Origin of the sequence: uncultured Pseudomonas sp. (genome assembly GCF_913774235.1) — a bacterium.
Classification (GTDB): domain Bacteria; phylum Pseudomonadota; class Gammaproteobacteria; order Pseudomonadales; family Pseudomonadaceae; genus Chryseomonas.
In genome coordinates this window covers 76981-96076 of the sequence record NZ_CAJYDW010000005.1, presented here as the reverse complement: position 1 = coordinate 96076, position 19096 = coordinate 76981, and the positions used below count along the sequence as shown (strand labels likewise).

Below are 19096 nucleotides of genomic sequence, written 5' to 3'. Positions count from 1 at the left end.
CTCGTGCTCCAACCGCATGGTGTGGATATGGCACTTCGCCATGACCCCAGGAGCTTTTTATGAATAATGACAATGACGACGGCAACATCATAGATCTGAGCGGGCCCCAGGCGATAGCACGGTGGTGTAAGGAATTTAGCTGCACAGAAGATGAGCTGATAGAGGCTTACAACCTGGCCGACCCGAAATCAGTCGAGAATGTCCGCATGGTGGTCGGCGCAGTGTTGCTAAGAAAGAGGAACGACCTTCGTGGCCTCAATGTTAGAAAGCCGAAACCCCGTCGTGACCTCGATGATCCTTCGCCTTAATAGACCTAGAACTCACCTCTAGCCTGGCCGCCGCTCTGCTGAGCCTGACCTATAAGAATGGCCATCAGGTATTGGTGATTATGAAAATTCCGCTCATCAAGAAGTGGCGGATCACTCAGGACATGATCAAATAAATGCCGTGAGCGTGAGCAAAGATCACGCTCGTGCAGCGATTCATCGCTATTTCGAAAACTTTGGGTGAAAAACATAGGCCTAGCAGCGTTGATCGTCGCACTAGCCATCTACCGATTTCTTATGGTGAAGGAATTGCTCATAGCGAACCGGCATATCCCTCTACCTCAAGAGATTAGATCACTTCCAAAGCTGTACGTTAATTGACCACCCTGCTCAAACCCAGCGCCCATGCGCAATGCCCTAGCGCTATCCCTAAAATACCCCCTACCGCTGAACAGCTTATCCACAGGCCAAAACGTGTTAGACCCGACATCTGGTGTCATTGCCCTCGACCAGACACCATATGTTGAAGCGCATGGGTCTGTTCTGGGACGGCGAAACACCCCCCTGTCAAGACTGTCTCTCCCTGCGACTGGGGCTTATCCTGTCACCCATACATGGGTTATGGGACTGCATAATGACCTGGATCAAAAACCCTACTGATTGTGCTGTGGATACCCCACGGGACTGTAGGTAGCATTTGAGATGAAAGGGCCACCTCGTATGAGGAGGCTCGGCAGGGATGCCGGCAATAAGGGTGGTCTAGGCCATCCTGGAGATAGGATACGGGTGGACTGCGACTAGCTTCCGACGGCGCACCGCAGCCACCCGTGGCTCCGAAATGACACTGGTGAGCAGCACTTCGGAAGGCCGTATTTAACGCCCAGCGTGATTATCGCGTCAACGCGTTTTACTGACGGCTGAGGGACCGCTCACCCTCCAAAAACGTCTGGACCCCGAGGAATCAGACATGAGCAACATCCCACGACGTCGCCGCATTCGGCGCATTCCCCGCATTAAAACCGTCTTCGTTCACCGCTATCGGCGCTTTCGTTTTGGACGCTGGGAAGATGTCTGCCAGCACTACCGCAGCCTGCCTCAGCCGCAGCTCGTCTTTGATTTTGGGGAGGCGTGAGCATGGCCAAGCATATTCGTGGAAACGGTGACGGCAAGAACGGTGAAAACCAGTCCTACACCATTCCCGGGCGCGGCAGCGTGTCGCGGCCCCAACTGGTAAAGGAAGTCGAGGCAGGCAAGCACCCTGACTTCGGCATCGTAACCCGCAACGGGACGCCATACGTTCGAGCTCATCCCGACGGCCAAAAAGGCAATAACGTAGACCAGGACTGATCTAGCGGTAAGGCCAAGGACGGCCTGCTCCTAACCTCTTTCGCTCTAGATACGGTTATCTCCTGCTTTCAATTGGCTGCGCTGGCACCGTGATCCCCATCACGAATCGGGGCCACGCCGCACATGACCTGGAAGCTCTACACCCTCCCCCCGCTGGCACTCGCCGCCGCCTTGGCTGGCTGTGCCACGCCCGACACCGCCCCGCCCGCCGCAGGCCCTGACAGCTCGCGCAACCCTGAGCTGTTACAGCCCGATCTCTATCCGAAGGGCGCTGTGTCAGAGCCCCAGGTCCGCTACGGCCGCTACACCCTGGTCAACACCGCACCCGAGACTGAACAGCGGGATCTAATGGCTCAGATCATCGACGTGAGCATTCCGGCCAGCATGAAGCCGTCCGTGCGCGACGCCATGCAGTACGTGGTCAACCGCTCCGGCTACAGCCTATGCGGGCCCGAGCAGGGCCACGTCAACATCCTCTACACCCGGCCGCTGCCGGCCACGCAGTACAAGCTCGGCCCGATGAGCTTGCGCAACACCCTGCAGGTGCTGGCCGGCCCGGCCTGGCAGGTCAAGGTCGACGAAGTCATGAGGTCGGTGTGCTTTGTGCTACGCCCGGGCTACCAGTTGCCCGAAAGTCCACGGCTCGCCGCGCTTCCCGCACGCACGCCGGCTCCTGCGCCGACCACAACGCCCGCTGCCGAAACCGCCACGTCATCCGGGGTCGCTCCGACTCTCCCTCTACAGGTGCAAGGCGCGTCTGCGAGCGCGACAAAAGCCGCCGCCCCAGTCACTGGCTCGGGCGCTACGGCCCGGCCAACCCCCGAGCACCATCGTGCGACTCCGGCCAAGGACGGCCCTTCTACTTCGCCGACCGTGGCCCGCACTGCTACCCCAGCCGCGGCTACACGCCACCCTGCCCGGAGCGTGCATCCCGCGCCTACCCCGTCGACCGCGAAGCCCTCAGCGGTGGCGGACACTACCGCGTCCGGCACCACCACCTACGGACAGCCGTCGTTCCGCCTCTCGGAACCTGCGTCCGCCATGGGCGAATCCTGGGACGCGCCGGTCGGCAGCACGCTCCGGCAATCGGTCGAGGCCTGGGCGAAGCGTGCTGGTTGGCAGGTCATTTGGGATGCCGATGACCTCGACTACCCCATCGAGGCGGCTCTGCACTTCCGCGGCACCTTCGCCGAAGCCATCGCCCAAATATTCCCGCTCTACGACAGCGCTCGGCGCTCCTTCATCGTCGATGGCAACTCCAGTCAGCGCATCGTTCATGTCTCCGAGAGGAAGAAGTCATGACCTGTCCTCTTCGCCTGAGCGCCCTTGCGACGGCGTTACTGCTCTCCAGCTGCTCGCTACACCGGATAGATGAATCGGCCCAACGCGCCGAGAACGATGCCGCGATGGCGGGGCAATACACCGCCATGCTGCGTAACCAGCAGCAAATGCCCAAGCGGGAGACGGTCGTCTTCAGCGACAAACCTTGGGTCTCGACTCAGCCGGTGCTGGCCAAGCACGGCATGCCCTCCACCCTGGACTGCGAACTCAGCTATCGGCCGTCCGGCAGCGTCGGCATCACCGAGATCGCCCAATTCATCACCAGCCAGTGCAACGTCGCTGTGCTGGTGTCACCTGATGCGTTGAACCCGGGTCTGCTGGCCAGCAATGCAACGTCGGTCAGCAATGGGCCAGCGGCTATCGGCAATCCCGCGCCCGATAGCCTGGCCGGCCTGCTGCCGGCTGGCGTGGTCACTGACCCTGCAACCATGGGCGCTATGACCGGCTCGGCGTATCGCCCCGCCGATATGTTCAGCTATGGCGCGAACAGCCAAGTCAACGGCTTGCGATACAGCGGCAAGGCTTCAGGCTTGCTCGATGAGGCCACGGCGCGGCTAGGCCTTAGCTGGCGTTACTCACCAGTCGAGCGCGCGATCCGTATCAGCTATTTCGAAACGCGCGTCTTCGACGTCTGGTCGTTTGGCGACAAGCAGGTGATCGCCAGTACCGTGAAATCAGGCATGGCCACCGCCTCCGGCACCAGCGGGAGCACCGCCGGGGGATCGAGCACCAGTGCCGGTGTATCGGGAGACTCGGGCAGCAACCAGAGCACGACCGTGACGCTGGAATCCTCGATCCTGCAGGACATCCAGAACAACGTGAAAGCGATGCTCAGCGTCTCCCCAGCCGGGCGCATGTATCTAGCCCCCTCGACCGGGACCCTCACCGTCACGGACCGCCCAGAGGTCATTTCCCGGATCGAGGCCTACCTCAACAGCACGAACCGCAGCATCACTCAGCAGGTGCTGTTTAACGTCAAGGTATTCGAGGTCACCCTGACCGATTCCGACCAGCTCGGGCTCAACTGGGCGGCGGTCTATAAATCCCTCAACACCAAGTGGGGGCTGTCGCTCTCCAATACCGTATCCGGCATCAGTACCAGCGCGACCACCGCGTCAGTAGGTATCGTCAACACGGCTGACTCCGCCTGGGCAGGCTCCAACGCCATCGTCCAGGCGCTGGCCGAGCAGGGACGGGTTTCCAACGTTCGCTCTCCGTCTGTCACCACGCTGAATCTGCAGCCGGCGCCGCTCCAGATAGGCAACGTCCAAGGCTATCTGGCCTCAAGCCAGACGACGTCCACGGCGTCGGTAGGCTCCACTACCTCGCTAACCCCCGGCACCATCACCAGCGGTTTCAACATGACACTCCTGCCGCGGGTTCTCGACCGCGACGAGCTGCTGCTGATGGTATCGATCAACATGAGCAGCAAGCCGACCTTCCAGACCTTCACCAGCAACGGGTCGAGCGTCCAGTTGCCGGACTACGACGCCAAGTCGCTCTCGCCGAAGGTCAAGTTGCGCAGCGGACAGACGCTCATCCTGTCGGGCTTCGAAGAGCTCAATGAAGATGCGCGCAAGACGGGTGTCGGTGACCCCGGCTTTTTCGGTTTGGGCGGCAGCCGGACGCGCACCTCCGGCCACAGCATCCTGGTGGTGCTGATCACGCCCATCGTGACGAGCTGACGCCATGGCCATCGCCAGCACGTCCCCGGCGCCCACGACGAAGAACGTCCAGATCCTGACCTACCACGGCAAGAGCTTCGTATCTGGCCTGCAATGGCATCCGCTGGGGAGCCTGACCGGGTACATGAAAGAAGCCCGGGAATACGGTCGCAAGCATCAGATGGATATCGTTGCGATCCGCTACGCGCCCAATCGGCAGGATCCAAGGGTGATTCAGGCCGGCTTTGTCTCACGCAGCGCCGGCGCCATGAAGGGGATGTATTCGCTGGCTTCGGCTCTCGCCGGACAGCTGGGTCAATCCTGGCTAGCCGCTTGGCAGATCCCCGGTGACGAGCAGCGCTATGCGCTAGTCGCGGTGATCGAAGGCGCCGTCATTCCAGGCTGTGACCTGGTGGGTTCAGCAACCGAGATTCAACGCAAGGTTGCCCAGCTTGAAAGTCGCGCCCTGACCTTCGACGAGACGTATCTACCGGCTGAATTCGGCCTGGGGGGGCGGGCTCTAGATGTCGAAGCCCTGCTCCAGCCGGCCAACTTGATGCGCGACTACGCCCTCAAGCCGCTCGCCTTCGGCATGAGCAAGGGCGAGTGGATCCGCGTGGGTCTGATGGGCTTGCTGGTGATGGCCGGAATAGGCGGCTATGGCCAGTGGAAGGCCCATCGGCAGGAACAGCAGCGACTGGCCGCCCTGGCGGCCGAGGCGGCGCGGCAGGCTGAACTGCAGGCGATCAATGAGCGCTCCAAGGAGCAACAGACGATCCAGGCGCTGGAGCATCCCTGGGCAAGGCGCCCGGGCGTGCCGGACTTTCTCATCACCTGCAACGGCGCCATCGACAAGCTGCCGCTTTCCATCGCCGGCTGGCTGTTCACCTCTGCGCAGTGCGACGGCGTATTGCTGTCGACCAATTACAAGCGCGAGGGCAATAGCACGGCGACCAGCTTCATCACGGCCACGCGTGGGCACTTCGCCGATCAGCCGGCCTTCTTCGACGAAGGCAATGGCGCAGCCCTCAAGCTGACCTTCGAGCCCCCGCTGGCCGGTGACGATGAATTGCTCCCAGCCGATCTAGCCTTGGCGGCGCTCACCTCGTGGCTGCACGGCCAAGGGCTTGCGCCAACGATCAAGGAAGTGGCGGTGGTCGTTCCTGCGCCCCCAACGATGCCGGGGCAGCCGGCACCGCCTGCGCCGCCGCCACCGGACTTCAAGCACTTCGAGCTGACCTTCAACACGGCCATGCCGCCGGCCATCGTCCTCAACGGCGTACCCAGCCAGGGGCTACGGCTGCGCGAGATCAAGACCCTTCTGCAGAACGATCAGCTGGCCTGGTCGGTGATTGGTGACCTCTATGTCAAATGACCTTTCCGGCGTCGTGCTCGGCGCCCTGCTGCTGACCCTGGCCGGCCACGTCCTGGCCGCTGAAACGAAGCCATCCAATACGGATGGCATCACGGTCGGCGAGCTCTCGCGGGTACAGAGCGAGACCATTCTCTACAAGGCCGAGGGCGAGCGAGCCAAGGCGCTGCGCGAGCTCAACAATGGCGGCGCGCAAAGCGTCTCGGCTCCCCAACTCGGCTATCTACCACCGCCCATGGCGACTCAGACCGGACGGCTGAACGCAGGTGAGCCGGCTGACGCCGTCGAGCAGTTACCCGTGGTCAAGCTGATCTACGGCGCCGGCAAGGCGCTGCACGCCACCCTGCTGTATCCCGGCGGCGTCGAGGTCGATGCCTCTCCTGCGTCGACCGATCTTCCGGGCGGCTACCGCGTGGCCAGCTTGAACCTGGACAGCGTCGTGCTCAGCCGCGGCGGCAAACGCTACCCGCTGGGGTTCTCCAATCGCGCGCCGAGCTATCCGGTAGCCACGGCGGCCACCGGACGCGCCTCGGTACTGCCTATCGCCGTCACGCCGATGAATCCCCCGCCGCCGGCGCCGGTACCCGCGCCTACGCCCACTGCCCTGCCAGGCTCGACTTCCACTGGGACCCAACCCTGAGGACCTGACAATGGACACGCTCACCCGTATCGAACCGGCGCTCAAGGAATCTCTGAGTAGCAATCACCCTCTCACCGCTGCCCAGGTGCAGGGCCAACAGGTAGCGGCGGAATTGGTGGAGGAGCTGGCGGCGTTCCATAGCCAACCACGCCGTGTGCTCACCGCTGAAGGGGCTCCTTGGGGAGCGATAAAGCCTGAGCTGCGTCAGTTGCTCGCTCTGATTGAGGGCCGCCACGCTACCGATGAGGCTCGGTTGCTGGTGTCAGCCCAGCACCTGCGCGACCCATTCGTCATGGCCTTCATGGGCGAACTGGATCGGGCCGGCCTGGACTATCGCGTCATCCCCAGCACCCTGAGCGAGATACAGGTGCTGTATCAGGTCGACACCACGCGCGGCGCTACGACGGTTACCGTCGACAGCACCTCGCGTCAGCAGGAGGTCATTCGGCTGCTCGGCGAAGCCCATAAGCTCGGCGCGTCCGACGTCCACTTCATCGTCGGCGAGGAGATCACCCGTATTCGCTTCCGGATCCACGGTTTGCTGACCGAGCACGCCCAGATCCAGAGCCGCGTCGGCCGCGAACTCTGCTCGGCGCTATACAACTCCATGTGCGATGTCGCGGAGGAACACTATCAGCCGGAAATTCCACAAGACGCCCGGGTAAAAAAAGCCTTCGTCGCGCAGTTAGGGCTGTACGGTGCCCGCGTCGCCACCCGTCCGCTGGTAGACGGGCCGCTGATGGTGCTTCGCCTGCTGTCCAACGACCAAGGCAAGCAGTCTCTGGAAGAACTGGGCTTCCTTCCTGAACAGGACGCACTTTTCGCTCGGCTTCGCGCGCTGCCCTACGGTGTGAACCTGATTACCGGGCCTACCGGTTCGGGCAAATCCAAGACCCTGCAGGTAACCCTCAACCTGATCGAGGAGGAAACCGGGGGCACTCGACACATCCTCACCGTCGAGGATCCGCCCGAGTATCCCATCCGGGCGAATCAGTCGCCGCTCGGCCACAACGAAACCTGGGATCAGGCGATCAGCAATCAGCTCCGCCTAGATCCCGACATCATGATGCCGGGTGAGGTACGCGATCTCCTGTCGGCCCTGGCCGCCATGCGCGGCGGCATGACCGGCCACCAACTGTGGTCGTCGCTGCATACCAACAATGCTGTGGCCAGCCTGCAGCGCCTGATCGACATGGGTGTGGATCCGAGTCTCGTGACCGATCCCGCCCTGGTCACGGGGATCATCAACCAGTCACTGTTGCCCGTGCTCTGCCCCCATTGCTCGGTGCCGCTGACCAGCCAGCGTGGGCAGCTTAGCCACGCCCAACTTGAGCGCCTAGAACTGGTGATGGATACCGCCCAGGTGCGACTCAAGGGGGCCGGTTGCGAGCATTGCCGCGATTTGGGGGTCACCCGCCGTACAGTAGCGGCCGAAGTCCTGCTGCCCACTCATCGCTTCATGCGGATCTTCCGCGAGAAGGGGGCAGGCGAGGCGCGTAGCCATTGGGTCAACCAGATGGGCGGGATCACCAAGATCCAGCACGCCATCCGCAAGGTCGCTGCAGGCCTTATCGATCCGCGGATGGCCGAGACCATCGTCGGCCCGCTGGACTTCGATCTCTTCGTCCTGGAGCAACCCGATGCTCAGTAGACTCCTGGACGGCTGGACCACGTTCGCCGATGCCTGGTATGCCAAGCAGTTCGGCGCCAAGGAACGTATCCAGTTCTACGAAAGCCTATGCGCGCTCTTGGAGAACGGGGTCGGCATCGACGATGCCTTGCTCGAAGTCCAGGGCATTTTCAGCGACAACGGCAAGAAGCGGCGCGATCCCACTGCGCTGGCCGCGGCCGGTATCGGCCAGGCCGTGCGCAACGGCAAATCCCTGGGCGAAGCCAGTCAGCGTTGGATTCCCTATCAGGAGACCGCGCTCATCGCCGCTGGCGAACGCTCGAATGCCTTGGTGAAGGCCTTCGTGGACTGCGTGCAGATCATTGAGGCGCGGGGCCGGATCCTGTCACTGATTCTCTCAGTGACCATCTACCCGGCCATGCTCTGGGCAATGATGGCCTATCTGCTGCACGTCATCTCTTCCCGCATGGTCCCGGCCATGGCACGGGTTTCCAATCCCGAAGGCTGGACTGGCATCCCCTACCTGCTCTACCAGGTCTCCAACTATGTCAGTCACTGGGGACTACTGACGCTGATCCTCGTGGTGGGCAGCATCGTGCTGTCCTTGGTCTCGCTGCCTTTCCTGACGGGTCCGCTCCGCGTCCGGCTCGACCGCCTCCCACCTTGGTCCATCTACAAGGCGCTCCACGGCGCCACCTTTCTACTCAACGTCTCGGTGATGCTCAAGGCCAACATCAATCAGATCGAGGCCCTGCGGTCTCTGCAACAGGGCGCCAACCGCTGGCTGCGTGAGCGTCTGGTAGCCGCCATCTACGGCGTCAACCAGGGTAAGAACTTTGGCGAAGCCCTGCGTCTGGCAGGCCACGAATTCCCTGACAAGACCGCCGTCCAGTTTCTCTGCGTGCTGGCCACGCGCAAGGGCTTTTCCGAGGCCATCCACCGATTCAGCAATCGCTGGATCGACCAGACGCTCAAGCAGGTGGAGCGCTACACCTCAGCCTTCCTGACCTTTTCGACCATCGCCATGGGGCTACTGATGCTCCTGGTCGTGAGCGGCGTTTTCAGCCTGCAGAGCAACGTCGCCAGCCTTCACCACTGATCTCACTCCCAAGGAACCGTCATGAGCAAAGCCAGTAGCCTCGTCCCTCCCGCCACCGTCGACGACTTGTCGCAGAACTACAGTGATGTACCCCAGCCGTTTCGCCTGCCATCAGGGCACCGGCAGCGCGGTGTGTTCAGCTTGGAGATGATGTTCGTCCTGATCGTGATGGTCGTCGCGCTGGGCTACATCATCTACAACGGCGGCAGCCTCCTCGGCTCCCAGGACGTCACCAACGAGCAATCCAACATCGGCATCCTCATCAGCAACACTCGTAAGCTGAAAGCCAGTAGCGGCTATGGCACCTCCGGTACCAGCCTGGTCTCCGCCCTAAGGGTCAGCAAAGGGCTGCCTAACATGAGTGACGACGGCACCAGTCTGTACAACAGCTGGGGCGGAGCGGTGACCGTGGTATCGAATGGCATGACCTTCACCGTTACCGAGAACGGGCTACCCGCGGATGCCTGTGTGACGCTGGCGACCAAAATCAGCCGCGGACAGAAGGTCACTACGTCTATAAATGCCGGTACTGCCGTGACCGGAGAAGTGCTTCCGGCCAACGCCACCAGCAGTTGCAGTAAGGATGCCAACGTCGTGGCCTGGACGGTCTACTGATTGCCCATGAGCCAGATCACCCAAGCCAATTTCGTCGACTTGTTTCTCGGACCGGATTTCTCGGACGTGAAGGGGCTCGATGGCTCCGGTAGCCGGCGCGTAGCAGCGCCGGATATCTGGTGCGATGAGCTGCAGGCGCTGCGCGAGCAATGCCAGGAGAAAGCGCGCGAGCTTGGCGACCCCGAGTTCTCCGTGGTCAAGGACGGCATCGTCCTGCGGGTGACGCAGATCCAAGACGCCTTTTCCAAGGACGTCTTCATCCTGCGCAAATCCAATGCCCAGATCCGCCCTTTTCACATGCTGGGTTTCCCCGAAGCACTGGCCACCGCCATGCTAAGCGACCAGGTACGGGGGCTGGTGATCTTCTGTGGCGAAATGGGTACCGGCAAGACCAGCAGCGCGGCCTCGCTGATCGCCGCGCGACTGCAGGCCTGCGGCGGCACTGCCCTTGCCATTGAGGATCCGGCCGAGACCAACCTCCATGGCTTGCATGGTGAAGGTCGCTGCATCCAGATGCAGGTGTCCCGCCGCACGGGCGGCTACGAGGAAGCGCTGCTGCGCGCTCTGCGCACGGGCGCCGACATGATTTTGATCGGTGAAATCCGCGACACGGCCACTGCCGTTCAAGCCATTCGTGCGGCCATCAACGGCGTCTTCGTCGCCTGCACCCTCCACGCCGGCACGCCCACTCAGGCGCTGGAACGAGTAATCGCTCTGGCCAACAACAAGATCAGCAACGCCCGCGAAATCCTGGCGCAGGGCCTGGTCGCAGTCGTTGCTCAGACGCTGGAAACCAAACCTGACCGCCGCATCCTCAAGGTGCGCAGCCTATTAGTCACCGGTGAAGACAGTCCCAGCATCCGCGAGAAGATCCGCGCCGGTCAGATCGCGCAGCTGGAACAAGACATCGACAATCAACTCAAGCGGGGGCTCTGGGGATGAATACCTCAAGCAGCAAGGCATCGCAGCGGGGCTTCATGGCCTTGGATATGCTCTTCGGACTGATCGTCCTAGCAGCGGTGATGACCGGCGCCGCCGTGATGTGGGCTAATCAATTGGACGCCCAGAATTACCAGATCGCTGCCGACCAGCAGAAGCAGGTCGCCGACGCTGCGGCCAAGTACCTCAAGGACAATTTCGCCACCGTCTACGCGGCTGCGGGGACCACCACGCCGGCACAGATCACCCCGGCCATGCTGCGCAACACCCATTATCTCCCTGACGGATTCTCCGACACCAACGCCTTCGCCCAGACATTCGTGGTGCTGGCTCGGCGGGTCGCCACCAATCAGCTGGAATCCATCGTACTGACGACCGGGGGCCAGGCTCTGGATGAGATGGGTACTCGTGAAATCGCCGAGAACCTGGGCGCCCCGGGCGGCTTCGTGCCGGTGAGCAACACCGGCATCATCCAAGGGGTGCGCGGCGGCTGGTCGCTAGCCCTGAGCAACTACGGCGTCAACCCCGGCGCGGGCCACACCGCCAGCGCGCTGTTCCTGCAGGACGGCACCCTGGCCAACGACTACCTCTATCGCAACGCCATCGCCGGTAAGCCAGAGCTGAACCGGATGAACACGACGCTTAACATGGGCGGTAATGACCTTTCCAACGCGGCCAATATCACCGCCTCGGGCACCGCGAGCATTAGCGGCGACGTCAATGCCGGTGGCAACGTGAACCCAAACGGTAACGTCAATGCAGGGGGCGATTTGCATGGTGGCTCTCTGTACCTGCGAGGTAATGCCTCTGTGGACGGCAGTACCTCCGTGGGTGGCAATCTCGCCGTCAACGGCGATACCTCCACGGGCTCGATGTATGCCCGCGGCAACGTCAGCGGAGTAACGGGCAACCTGTCTGGCGATCTCTATGTGAACAACTGGGTTCGAACCCGAGGTGACACTGGCTGGTACAGCGAAAAATGGGGCGGCGGCTGGCACATGACCGACAGCGACTGGATCCGGGCCTATGCCGGTAAGAACGTCTATACACCTGGGCAGATGCGCGGCAATAGTCTGTTTTCCGAAGGGCGCACCTACGTCGGTGAGTACCTGCAGCTCATCGGTACCGCGAATGAAGGATGGGGCTGTAATCAGGATGGGCTAGTTAGTCGGAACTCCGAGGGGTTGCTACTGTGCAGAAACGGTTTTTGGCGCCACGACGGGGGCGGTGCACCGACCTGTGCGGCATACACCATCAACGGTTACGACTCCAACGACGCGACGACCTGGTCGTGTCCTGCTGGCTATGTCAAAACCGGATGGGACACGGCTGGGCAGCGGCAGCGTTGGGCCTCCACCCCAGGTCTCACGGTCGGTGAGAACGACTACGCCACCGTGTTTTGCTGCAAGTTCTAGCCCTGGCGTCCCAGGGCGCAACGTGCGCAGGAAACTACGCCTATGCCGATTCTCTGGATCATCCTGGTAATGGTGATCTCCACGATGGGTTTACTAGCTGACCAAGAGCGTACGTCGAGCAACCGAAGTGTTGCGGTCGATGTCGATGCTCTGGCCCACAACCTGTTGATCTACCGCAATGCATTGGCCGAATATGCTCACAACAACCCGGGCATAACGGGTTCGCCAGCGGATGCTGCGCTGTCCCTACCGGATTGGTGGATACATGCGCCCGGTGTCAGCGGCTATATCCAGGGCGGTTCCAGCTACACCTTCTACGCCTCTCCTCCCAACGGCCTGGTCACCACCTTGGCTGAACTGACACATTCGGTCGCCGTCGGCTATGCCTCGCGCGGCCAACTGGTCAGCCCTACCGGTGGTGCCACAGGAGTGGCTGTGCCGGCTGCAGTGCCTGCGGGCGCCGCAGTGGCCTATCGCTGAGCAACCAGGCTTCCCCTTGTCGGAAGCCTAACCGTCATGAGCGCGGATTCGGTTAGGCAGTGAACCTAGACCACCGCCCTGGCACGGTGCCCCTGCAGGCCATTCGGCCATCGACAGGGGAATCCCATGCGTGTGTTTCTGTGCGAGAAGCCCAGCCAGGGCAAGGACATTGCCCGGGTGCTCGGCACAACCGGCCGCGGTGAAGGTTGCATCCGCGGCCAGGGCGTAGCGGTAACCTGGGGTATTGGCCATTTACTTGAACAGGCGCCGCCGGAAGGCTACGACCCGCAGCTCAAGGCCTGGACGCTGGAGGCGTTGCCGATCCTGCCGGGGGCTTGGAAGGTCGAGGTGAAGCCCAAGACCGCTAGCCAGTTCAAGGTGGTCAAGGCGCTACTCAAGGAAGCGACCGAGCTGGTGATCGCCACCGATGCCGACCGCGAGGGCGAAATGATCGCCCGCGAGCTGCTGGAACACTGTGGCTATCGCGGGCCCATCCAGCGACTGTGGCTGTCGGCGCTCAATGACGCCTCAATCCGCCAGGCCCTGGCCAGCCTCAAGCCCGGCGCCGACACGTTTCCGCTTTACCACTCAGCGTTGGCACGCTCACGCGCCGACTGGCTGATCGGCATGAACTTCACGCGGCTCTTCACCTTGCTCGGCCGTCAGGCCGGCTACAGCGGGGTATTGTCGGTCGGCCGAGTGCAGACGCCGACCCTGCGGCTGGTGGTCGACCGCGACCGGGAGATCGCTCACTTCGTCCCGGTACCCTTCTGGAGCCTGGACGTGCTGCTGGCCGCCAACGGCCTGAGCTTCATCGCCCAATGGCGCCCTGCCCGTGACATCACCGACGACGAAGGGCGCTGTCTGGACCAGCGCCATGCCCAGGCCGCTCAGGCGCGCCTCACCGCTGGATCCACCGCTATTGCCGTGTCGGTCGAAACCGAGCGGGTCAGGGAGGTGGCACCCCTGCCCTTTGATCTGGGCACCCTGCAGGAGATTTGTTCGAAGAAGCTCAGCCTCGGCGCCCAGGAGACGTTGAACATCGCCCAGGCGCTGTACGAGACCCACAAGGCGACGACCTATCCACGAACCGACTGCGGCTATCTGCCCACCAGCATGCTGCCGGAGGTACCGGCCGTGCTCGAGGCAGTCCGCCGCACCGATCCGTCCATTGCCCCGGTGGTGGCCAGCGTCGACTCAACGCTGCGCTCTCGTGCCTGGAACGACGCCAAGATCACGGCGCACCACGGCATCATCCCTACCCTTGAGCCGGCCAACCTGGCCGCGATGAGCGAGAAGGAGCGCGCGGTCTACAGCCTGATCCGGGCTCACTACCTCGCGCAGTTCATGCCTCACCATGAGTTCGACCGGACCGTGGCCGATTTCGACTGCAACCAGGTTGCGCTCCGCGCCGTCGGCAAGCGCATCGTCGTGCCTGGTTGGAGGACCCTGATCCAGGCAGCCGTTGCGGAGGAGGACGAGGACAGCCAGGAGAAGGAACGCGCGCAGATTCTCCCGCCGCTGCAGAACGCCTCTCGTGCCCAGGTACAGCAGGCCCAGCTCAAGGCGCAGCACACAAAGCCGCCCAGGCCATACACCGAAGGCGATCTCATCAAGGCGATGAAGACGGTGGCGAAATTCGTTAAGGACCCGCGTCTCGCCGCCAAGCTCAAGGAAACCACCGGCATCGGCACCGAGGCCACCCGGGCCAGCATCATCCAGGGTCTTATCGATCGGCAGTTCTTGCTCAAGAAGGGCAAGGCTGTACGAGCGTCGGACGCCGGGATCTCGCTGATCGCCGCGGTGCCGCCGGCAGTGGCGGATCCGGCGACCACGGCCATCTGGGAGCAGGCCCTGGACATGATCGAGGCCGGCACCATGCAGCTCGACGACTTCATTGCCAAGCAGAGCGCCTGGATCACCAAACTGGTCGCCCAGTACCGCCAGACCATGCTGGCCATCAAAGTCCCGGAGGGCCCTTCCTGTCCTCTCTGTCAGGGCAAGATGGCCAAGCGAAAGGGCAAGAGCGGCGATTTCTGGTCGTGCCTGCGCTACCCCGACTGCAAGGGCCTGGTGAACATCGAAACGCCGAAAGGGAAAGCCAAGAGCGGCCCAGGAAAAGCCCAGCGCAGAGGCACCTCAGCTTAGGAATTCAGGTCCGCTGGAGCTTTCTTGCCTTTGTCACGGTCGAAACCTCATAATGCAAGCGTTCCACCCCGCTTGCACGCTGGCGGTCATCAGCTGCAACCCGAGGTTTCTCGACCCAGTCCTGAAACCTCACCCCCAAAGAGCACGCTAAGCAACGGGAAGGGCGTGTAGATCTTTGCGTGATGTTCTCCCTGTGTCTCCCTGACCCACCGCATGACACGCAGCCGTCTAACTCGTGAAACAGCGAGTTCATAGGCACATAGGGCTCACAGAAGGTTCGGTGCACGCTTCACTTAGGGCCGACCTGGTGTGTCGGCCCACGCTATTCCCCTTTCTAGCTGCTTTCGAAGGGTAGCCTGGTCCTCTCAGCATTATCAGCTTGGTGGACGAGGCTACCCCTCGGGTAGCCCTCCTCTTTGCCGGTGCCCGCCGGCGAAAAAATGGGATCCCTTTGTGCGCGGATGCGTGCCTTTCGATAGCTGGCCCAAGCCACGATAACGGGTCGGGTGAATGCGACGATCATCAGGTTGGTAGGTCAATGCCCAGGGACCGCCGAGACCGGTGTTCAAGCTCACAGGTGGCACCGTTTTCTTCAAGCTTCATCAGCCTCACCCTCGCCGAGGCGCTTTGCTGCTAGACCCAGCGTTGCGCCTGGCGCGCTTTTCCCGCTTAGCCCTGCCTCAGCGCCCGCTCTGCCATCCGCTCTCGCTCTGCTCTGCCCTCCTTCGGCTACTTGACAGCCCGCTTCGCTCGCTCAGATGATGACCCATGTTCTGCTGACGTCGTCAGCGACATGCCCTGGCCGTCTGGATCTCATGACGGCAGCGTGGTCAAACACGTTGATCCGCACCCATAGTTCGCCAAGCTTCCGGAGGCGCGAACAGTTAGCCGGTACCCCCGGTCGATGGAAGCACCTTGCACTACTGCTCTACCTACCCAGCGGGGACACACCCCCGCCCAGGGTCAGTGTTTCTCCGCATTACCCCTTTGCAGGAGAAACACTATGGCCACTACCTCTCTGAGCTTTCGGCTAGGTGAAGCTGCGGGTACTGTCGTGCGCGAATGCATGCAATCGATGCGCACCGCCCAGTCTCAGGCTGTCGAAGCCGCTCAATCGGCTGCACCCACTCCGGCCTGCGTGTCGTGGAGTTGCCAAAGCCAATCCTGTCGGCTGAAGAACTCGAGAGGATGGATCACTCCCCGGCGCTGGTCAGGCTGCGTGGCGTGAACCTCAACTCCTGGTTCGCAGCAAACACGCGCGAAGCCCAGGCTGAAAAGCCGAAGCGTCCGCGTAAGACACGCAAACCTAAGGCTGAAGCTCCAGCGCCTGAACCTGTCGCTCCGGCCCCTACGCGCGTGCTACGTCCGGGCCCCTCGGACCAGTTGCTTGGCCCAGTCGACCTTGAAGTCGACATGGCTGGCTGATCCCTACCCTACCTACCCCTGTCGGGAAATCTCCCGTCAGGGCGGTTTTCCCAACTCCATATCTGGAAAAGGAAAACGATGGCTTCGAAACGACTCGCTGCGATAGCAGACGACTTCCGCAAGGTTGGTACCACTGCCATGGGCGCTGCTCTGATCGGTGTGTTCCTGAGCAATCACCAGATCCTCACGGTCTATACCTTCATGTCCGGTGCTATACTCTGGCTCATTGGTATCTGCCTCACACGGGAGGACTGACATGGACCAAACTACTTTTGGCGTTCTTATGTTGAGTGGCATGCTGGTGTTCTTCAGCACTGTAGCGGTTTGGGCCGACTGGCCCAACGTTAAGCAGAAGGCTCAGAAACTTCTAGGCCATCACTGATTGATGCACCGCTCTACCAAAGCCCTCTTCGGAGGGCTTTTTCATTTCCGGGGGTATTGACAAGCGATACTGCCCTGAACATTCTGAGGGTGTGTGCCGCTGACGTTGTCAGCAACATGCCCCAGGCAGTCTGGATCTCACGACTGCAACGTGGTCACCCACGTCGATCCAACCCCAAGTTCGCTAAGCATTCGGTAGCGCGAACGTTTGACCGGTTCCCCCGGTTGATGAATGCACCTTCCACCCACCCTCGACGGGACTACCCGTCAGGGCCGGTCTCCGTCATAACCTGGAGACCTTCCATGAGAAGCGGTTTAGCGTTGTACCAGGCATTACGCTCCATCAATGTCTCGGAAGACAAAGCGACTGCTGTTGTCGACGCTCTGGAGACTGAAATGCAAACCCAGTTGGCTACCAAGGCTGATCTGGCACAACTCAAGTCCGAGCTCGAACTCAAGCTCACCATCCGCATGGGCGTCATGCTTTCTGCTGCTGTCGGCATCCTGCTGGCAGCGATGAAATTCATGCACTGACCTGGCACCACCCTTTCTGGCTACACCCACCCACGCGGGGAATACTCTTCCCTTCCCGGGCAAGGTGTTCTCCGTTTTCACCTATTGAAACTGGAGATACACCATGAGCAACCAAGCCAACGAAAGCCAATACTTCGATCTGCACACCACCGGTATCGGTTACCTCAACCGCATCCGCGAAGTGAAACCTAAAGGCAGAGGCGCCAAACCGTTTTTGGCCGTCACCGTAGCAGCCCTGTGCGGCAACAAAGAAGCGGTGGAATACCGCTACATCGACTGCAATGCCGTCGGCGCCGAAGCTGAAAAGCTGGTTCGCCGCTGCATTGATGCCGTCAACGCTGAGAAGAAGGTCCTCGTGTCCTTCCGCATCGGCGATTGCTGGGCTGATCCCTTTACCTACTCCTCCGGACCGAAACAGGGACAACACGGCGCAAGCCTGAAAGGTCGTCTCCTGTACATCGGCTGGATCAAGGTAGATGGTGAGTTCGTCTACGAAGCCAAACCGCGCGACGCAGTCCCGGCTGAGCAGCAAGGTACGGATCAAGGGAGCGAAGGCGACCAATCGGCCGCTTGAGTCACCCTGCTCGTCCAGGCGCCCACCGGGCGCCCCTGCTCTACCCAGGCTTTGCCACATTCATCTTCGCACACCCATCCGGGGGCACCATCCCCGGACCGGGGCATGGTGATCTCCATTAGCTGAATTTTGGAGCCCATCATGCAAGTCATCGCCACCCTCAAGTCCGAGCTGCCCGCCCTGCCCATCGTTGCCGAAGTCTCCTATGACGACGTCGCCGAAGAGCTGTTGAGCAGCGACCTGTTCTGCGACAACGCCTGGTTTCTGTTCGAGATGAACGCCACCAGCGCTGATCGCGTTCAAGCCTGACTGACCACACCCTATAGGCGCCCTCGGGCGCCTTTGTCTTTTGGAGGCCCCATGGCAACCAATACCGCACCTGCTCACAGCAAGTTCGATCACGACGACGCCGGCAACAACTACCCGTTGCAGGTCCTGAAGTCACACCGTGGCTACTACCTGGGCACAGTGGACGATGAGGGTCTGCCCTTCAGTCGTGAGTCGGCCGAATACTTCCGCAGCGAACAGGCTGCAGAAGGCGCACTTCACTCAGGCAAGTGGACTCGGCATTCGCTGGGCATCTGACGAGCTAAAATCTACCCTCAAGGGATTCATCATCCCTTGAGGGCATGATGAATCCCAGGACGTTGGAGGCATCATGGACTTGATTATTCAACACTTCGAAGGCCAGGCATTCGTCAGCAACCCTTACGCACCTGGTACCTCTCTTCGCCAAGACCTCTTCGAGCGGCAATTCACCATTCTCCTGCATGGGTCGATGGAGCGCCTTGAGGACTCCGGTCGCGGCACCTTCCACATCGATGGGTACGTCCAGCTCGGCCAGTGCGGCCTGCTCGATGACATCCTGCCCATCGCCCTGGATGCAGTCCGACAAGACCGCTATCCAACACCTGCAGCAGCGCTTACCTTCTGCCCGAAACGGATCTCCGTTTCTGATCGCCACGGCCACCTGGTCATGGCGGGCAAGGTGGATCTTGATAGCCGCAGCATCGACTGGATCGACCCCTGCCGCACGGTTGAGGAAGAAAGGGTGGTGCTGGCTCAGATCCAGCTGTTGCGTTCGCGCTCTGCGTTCCAGCATGGCTGGGACAATTTCAGCACCTCGCGGCTGCTGGAAACCGACGCTGACCTACTCAAGGGTCGGCTAGTCCATAAGTCCTGGCGGCCGCACGTGCTTGCGCTGCTGAACGCCTGATTGAACCTTC

General features: G+C 61.6%; 19 protein-coding genes. All 19 read left to right on the top strand.

The window, feature by feature from the left end; translation table 11 throughout:
• Positions 1–59: 59 nt before the first annotated feature.
• Positions 60–308: a DUF3606 domain-containing protein gene (locus QZ471_RS02935; protein ID WP_295460789.1), complete on the top strand. Its 249-nt coding sequence runs from the start codon at positions 60–62 to the stop codon at positions 306–308.
• A 925-nt stretch (positions 309–1233) separates the two neighbouring features.
• Positions 1234–1398: a hypothetical protein gene (locus QZ471_RS02930; RefSeq protein ID WP_295460788.1), complete on the top strand. Its 165-nt coding sequence runs from the start codon at positions 1234–1236 to the stop codon at positions 1396–1398.
• A 2-nt stretch (positions 1399–1400) separates the two neighbouring features.
• Positions 1401–1613 (top strand): DUF3892 domain-containing protein, encoded by a 213-nt coding sequence (locus QZ471_RS02925; RefSeq protein ID WP_081318381.1) that lies wholly within the window; start codon positions 1401–1403, stop codon positions 1611–1613.
• 123 nt (positions 1614–1736) lie between these two features.
• Entirely contained in the window at positions 1737–2915 is a 1179-nt protein-coding gene (locus QZ471_RS02920; RefSeq protein ID WP_295460787.1) for a TcpQ domain-containing protein, read from the top strand.
• Complete coding sequence (locus QZ471_RS02915; RefSeq protein ID WP_295460786.1) at positions 2912–4639, top strand: PilN family type IVB pilus formation outer membrane protein; 1728 nt, start codon at positions 2912–2914, stop codon at positions 4637–4639. Before QZ471_RS02920 ends, QZ471_RS02915 begins: the two co-directional genes overlap by 4 nt.
• A 4-nt stretch (positions 4640–4643) precedes the next feature.
• On the top strand, positions 4644–5993 hold the full coding sequence (gene pilO2, locus QZ471_RS02910) for a type 4b pilus protein PilO2 (protein WP_295460785.1): 1350 nt from the start codon (positions 4644–4646) through the stop codon (positions 5991–5993).
• Positions 5983–6630, top strand: coding sequence for a type IV pilus biogenesis protein PilP (gene pilP / locus QZ471_RS02905; RefSeq protein ID WP_295460784.1), 648 nt, complete (start codon positions 5983–5985; stop codon positions 6628–6630). Before pilO2 ends, pilP begins: the two co-directional genes overlap by 11 nt.
• A gap of 10 nt (positions 6631–6640) precedes the next feature.
• Entirely contained in the window at positions 6641–8281 is a 1641-nt protein-coding gene (locus QZ471_RS02900) for an ATPase, T2SS/T4P/T4SS family (protein ID WP_295460783.1), read from the top strand.
• A complete protein-coding gene (locus QZ471_RS02895) occupies positions 8271–9359 on the top strand; it encodes a type II secretion system F family protein (RefSeq protein ID WP_074528170.1) in 1089 nt (362 codons plus the stop codon). Before QZ471_RS02900 ends, QZ471_RS02895 begins: the two co-directional genes overlap by 11 nt.
• Positions 9360–9506: 147 nt before the next feature.
• Positions 9507–9974: a type 4 pilus major pilin gene (locus tag QZ471_RS02890; RefSeq protein WP_237141959.1), complete on the top strand. Its 468-nt coding sequence runs from the start codon at positions 9507–9509 to the stop codon at positions 9972–9974.
• Positions 9975–9980: 6 nt separating this feature from the next.
• Positions 9981–10916 carry an ATPase, T2SS/T4P/T4SS family gene (locus tag QZ471_RS02885; RefSeq protein ID WP_074529791.1) on the top strand — a complete coding sequence of 312 codons (936 nt, stop codon included), beginning with the start codon at positions 9981–9983 and terminating at the stop codon, positions 10914–10916.
• The gene (gene pilV / locus QZ471_RS02880) at positions 10913–12328 is read left to right on the top strand and encodes a shufflon system plasmid conjugative transfer pilus tip adhesin PilV (protein ID WP_074528171.1); all 1416 of its coding nucleotides are present in this window, start codon (positions 10913–10915) and stop codon (positions 12326–12328) included. The genes QZ471_RS02885 and pilV overlap by 4 nt, the downstream gene beginning before the upstream one ends.
• A 42-nt stretch (positions 12329–12370) precedes the next feature.
• Complete coding sequence (gene pilM, locus QZ471_RS02875; protein WP_074528172.1) at positions 12371–12808, top strand: type IV pilus biogenesis protein PilM; 438 nt, start codon at positions 12371–12373, stop codon at positions 12806–12808.
• Between the two features lie 126 nt (positions 12809–12934).
• Positions 12935–14956: a DNA topoisomerase III gene (locus QZ471_RS02870; protein ID WP_295460782.1), complete on the top strand. Its 2022-nt coding sequence runs from the start codon at positions 12935–12937 to the stop codon at positions 14954–14956.
• 2109 nt (positions 14957–17065) lie between these two features.
• Positions 17066–17296 (top strand): hypothetical protein, encoded by a 231-nt coding sequence (locus QZ471_RS02865; RefSeq protein WP_074528175.1) that lies wholly within the window; start codon positions 17066–17068, stop codon positions 17294–17296.
• A gap of 103 nt (positions 17297–17399) precedes the next feature.
• Positions 17400–17870 carry an STY4534 family ICE replication protein gene (locus QZ471_RS02860; RefSeq protein ID WP_074528176.1) on the top strand — a complete coding sequence of 157 codons (471 nt, stop codon included), beginning with the start codon at positions 17400–17402 and terminating at the stop codon, positions 17868–17870.
• Positions 17871–18011: 141 nt separating this feature from the next.
• The gene (locus QZ471_RS02855) at positions 18012–18179 is read left to right on the top strand and encodes a hypothetical protein (RefSeq protein WP_167371443.1); all 168 of its coding nucleotides are present in this window, start codon (positions 18012–18014) and stop codon (positions 18177–18179) included.
• 51 nt (positions 18180–18230) lie between these two features.
• On the top strand, positions 18231–18455 hold the full coding sequence (locus tag QZ471_RS02850; RefSeq protein WP_058767891.1) for a hypothetical protein: 225 nt from the start codon (positions 18231–18233) through the stop codon (positions 18453–18455).
• A gap of 73 nt (positions 18456–18528) precedes the next feature.
• Complete coding sequence (locus tag QZ471_RS02845) at positions 18529–19086, top strand: hypothetical protein (RefSeq protein WP_058767892.1); 558 nt, start codon at positions 18529–18531, stop codon at positions 19084–19086.
• The last annotated feature ends 10 nt before the right edge of the window (positions 19087–19096 follow it).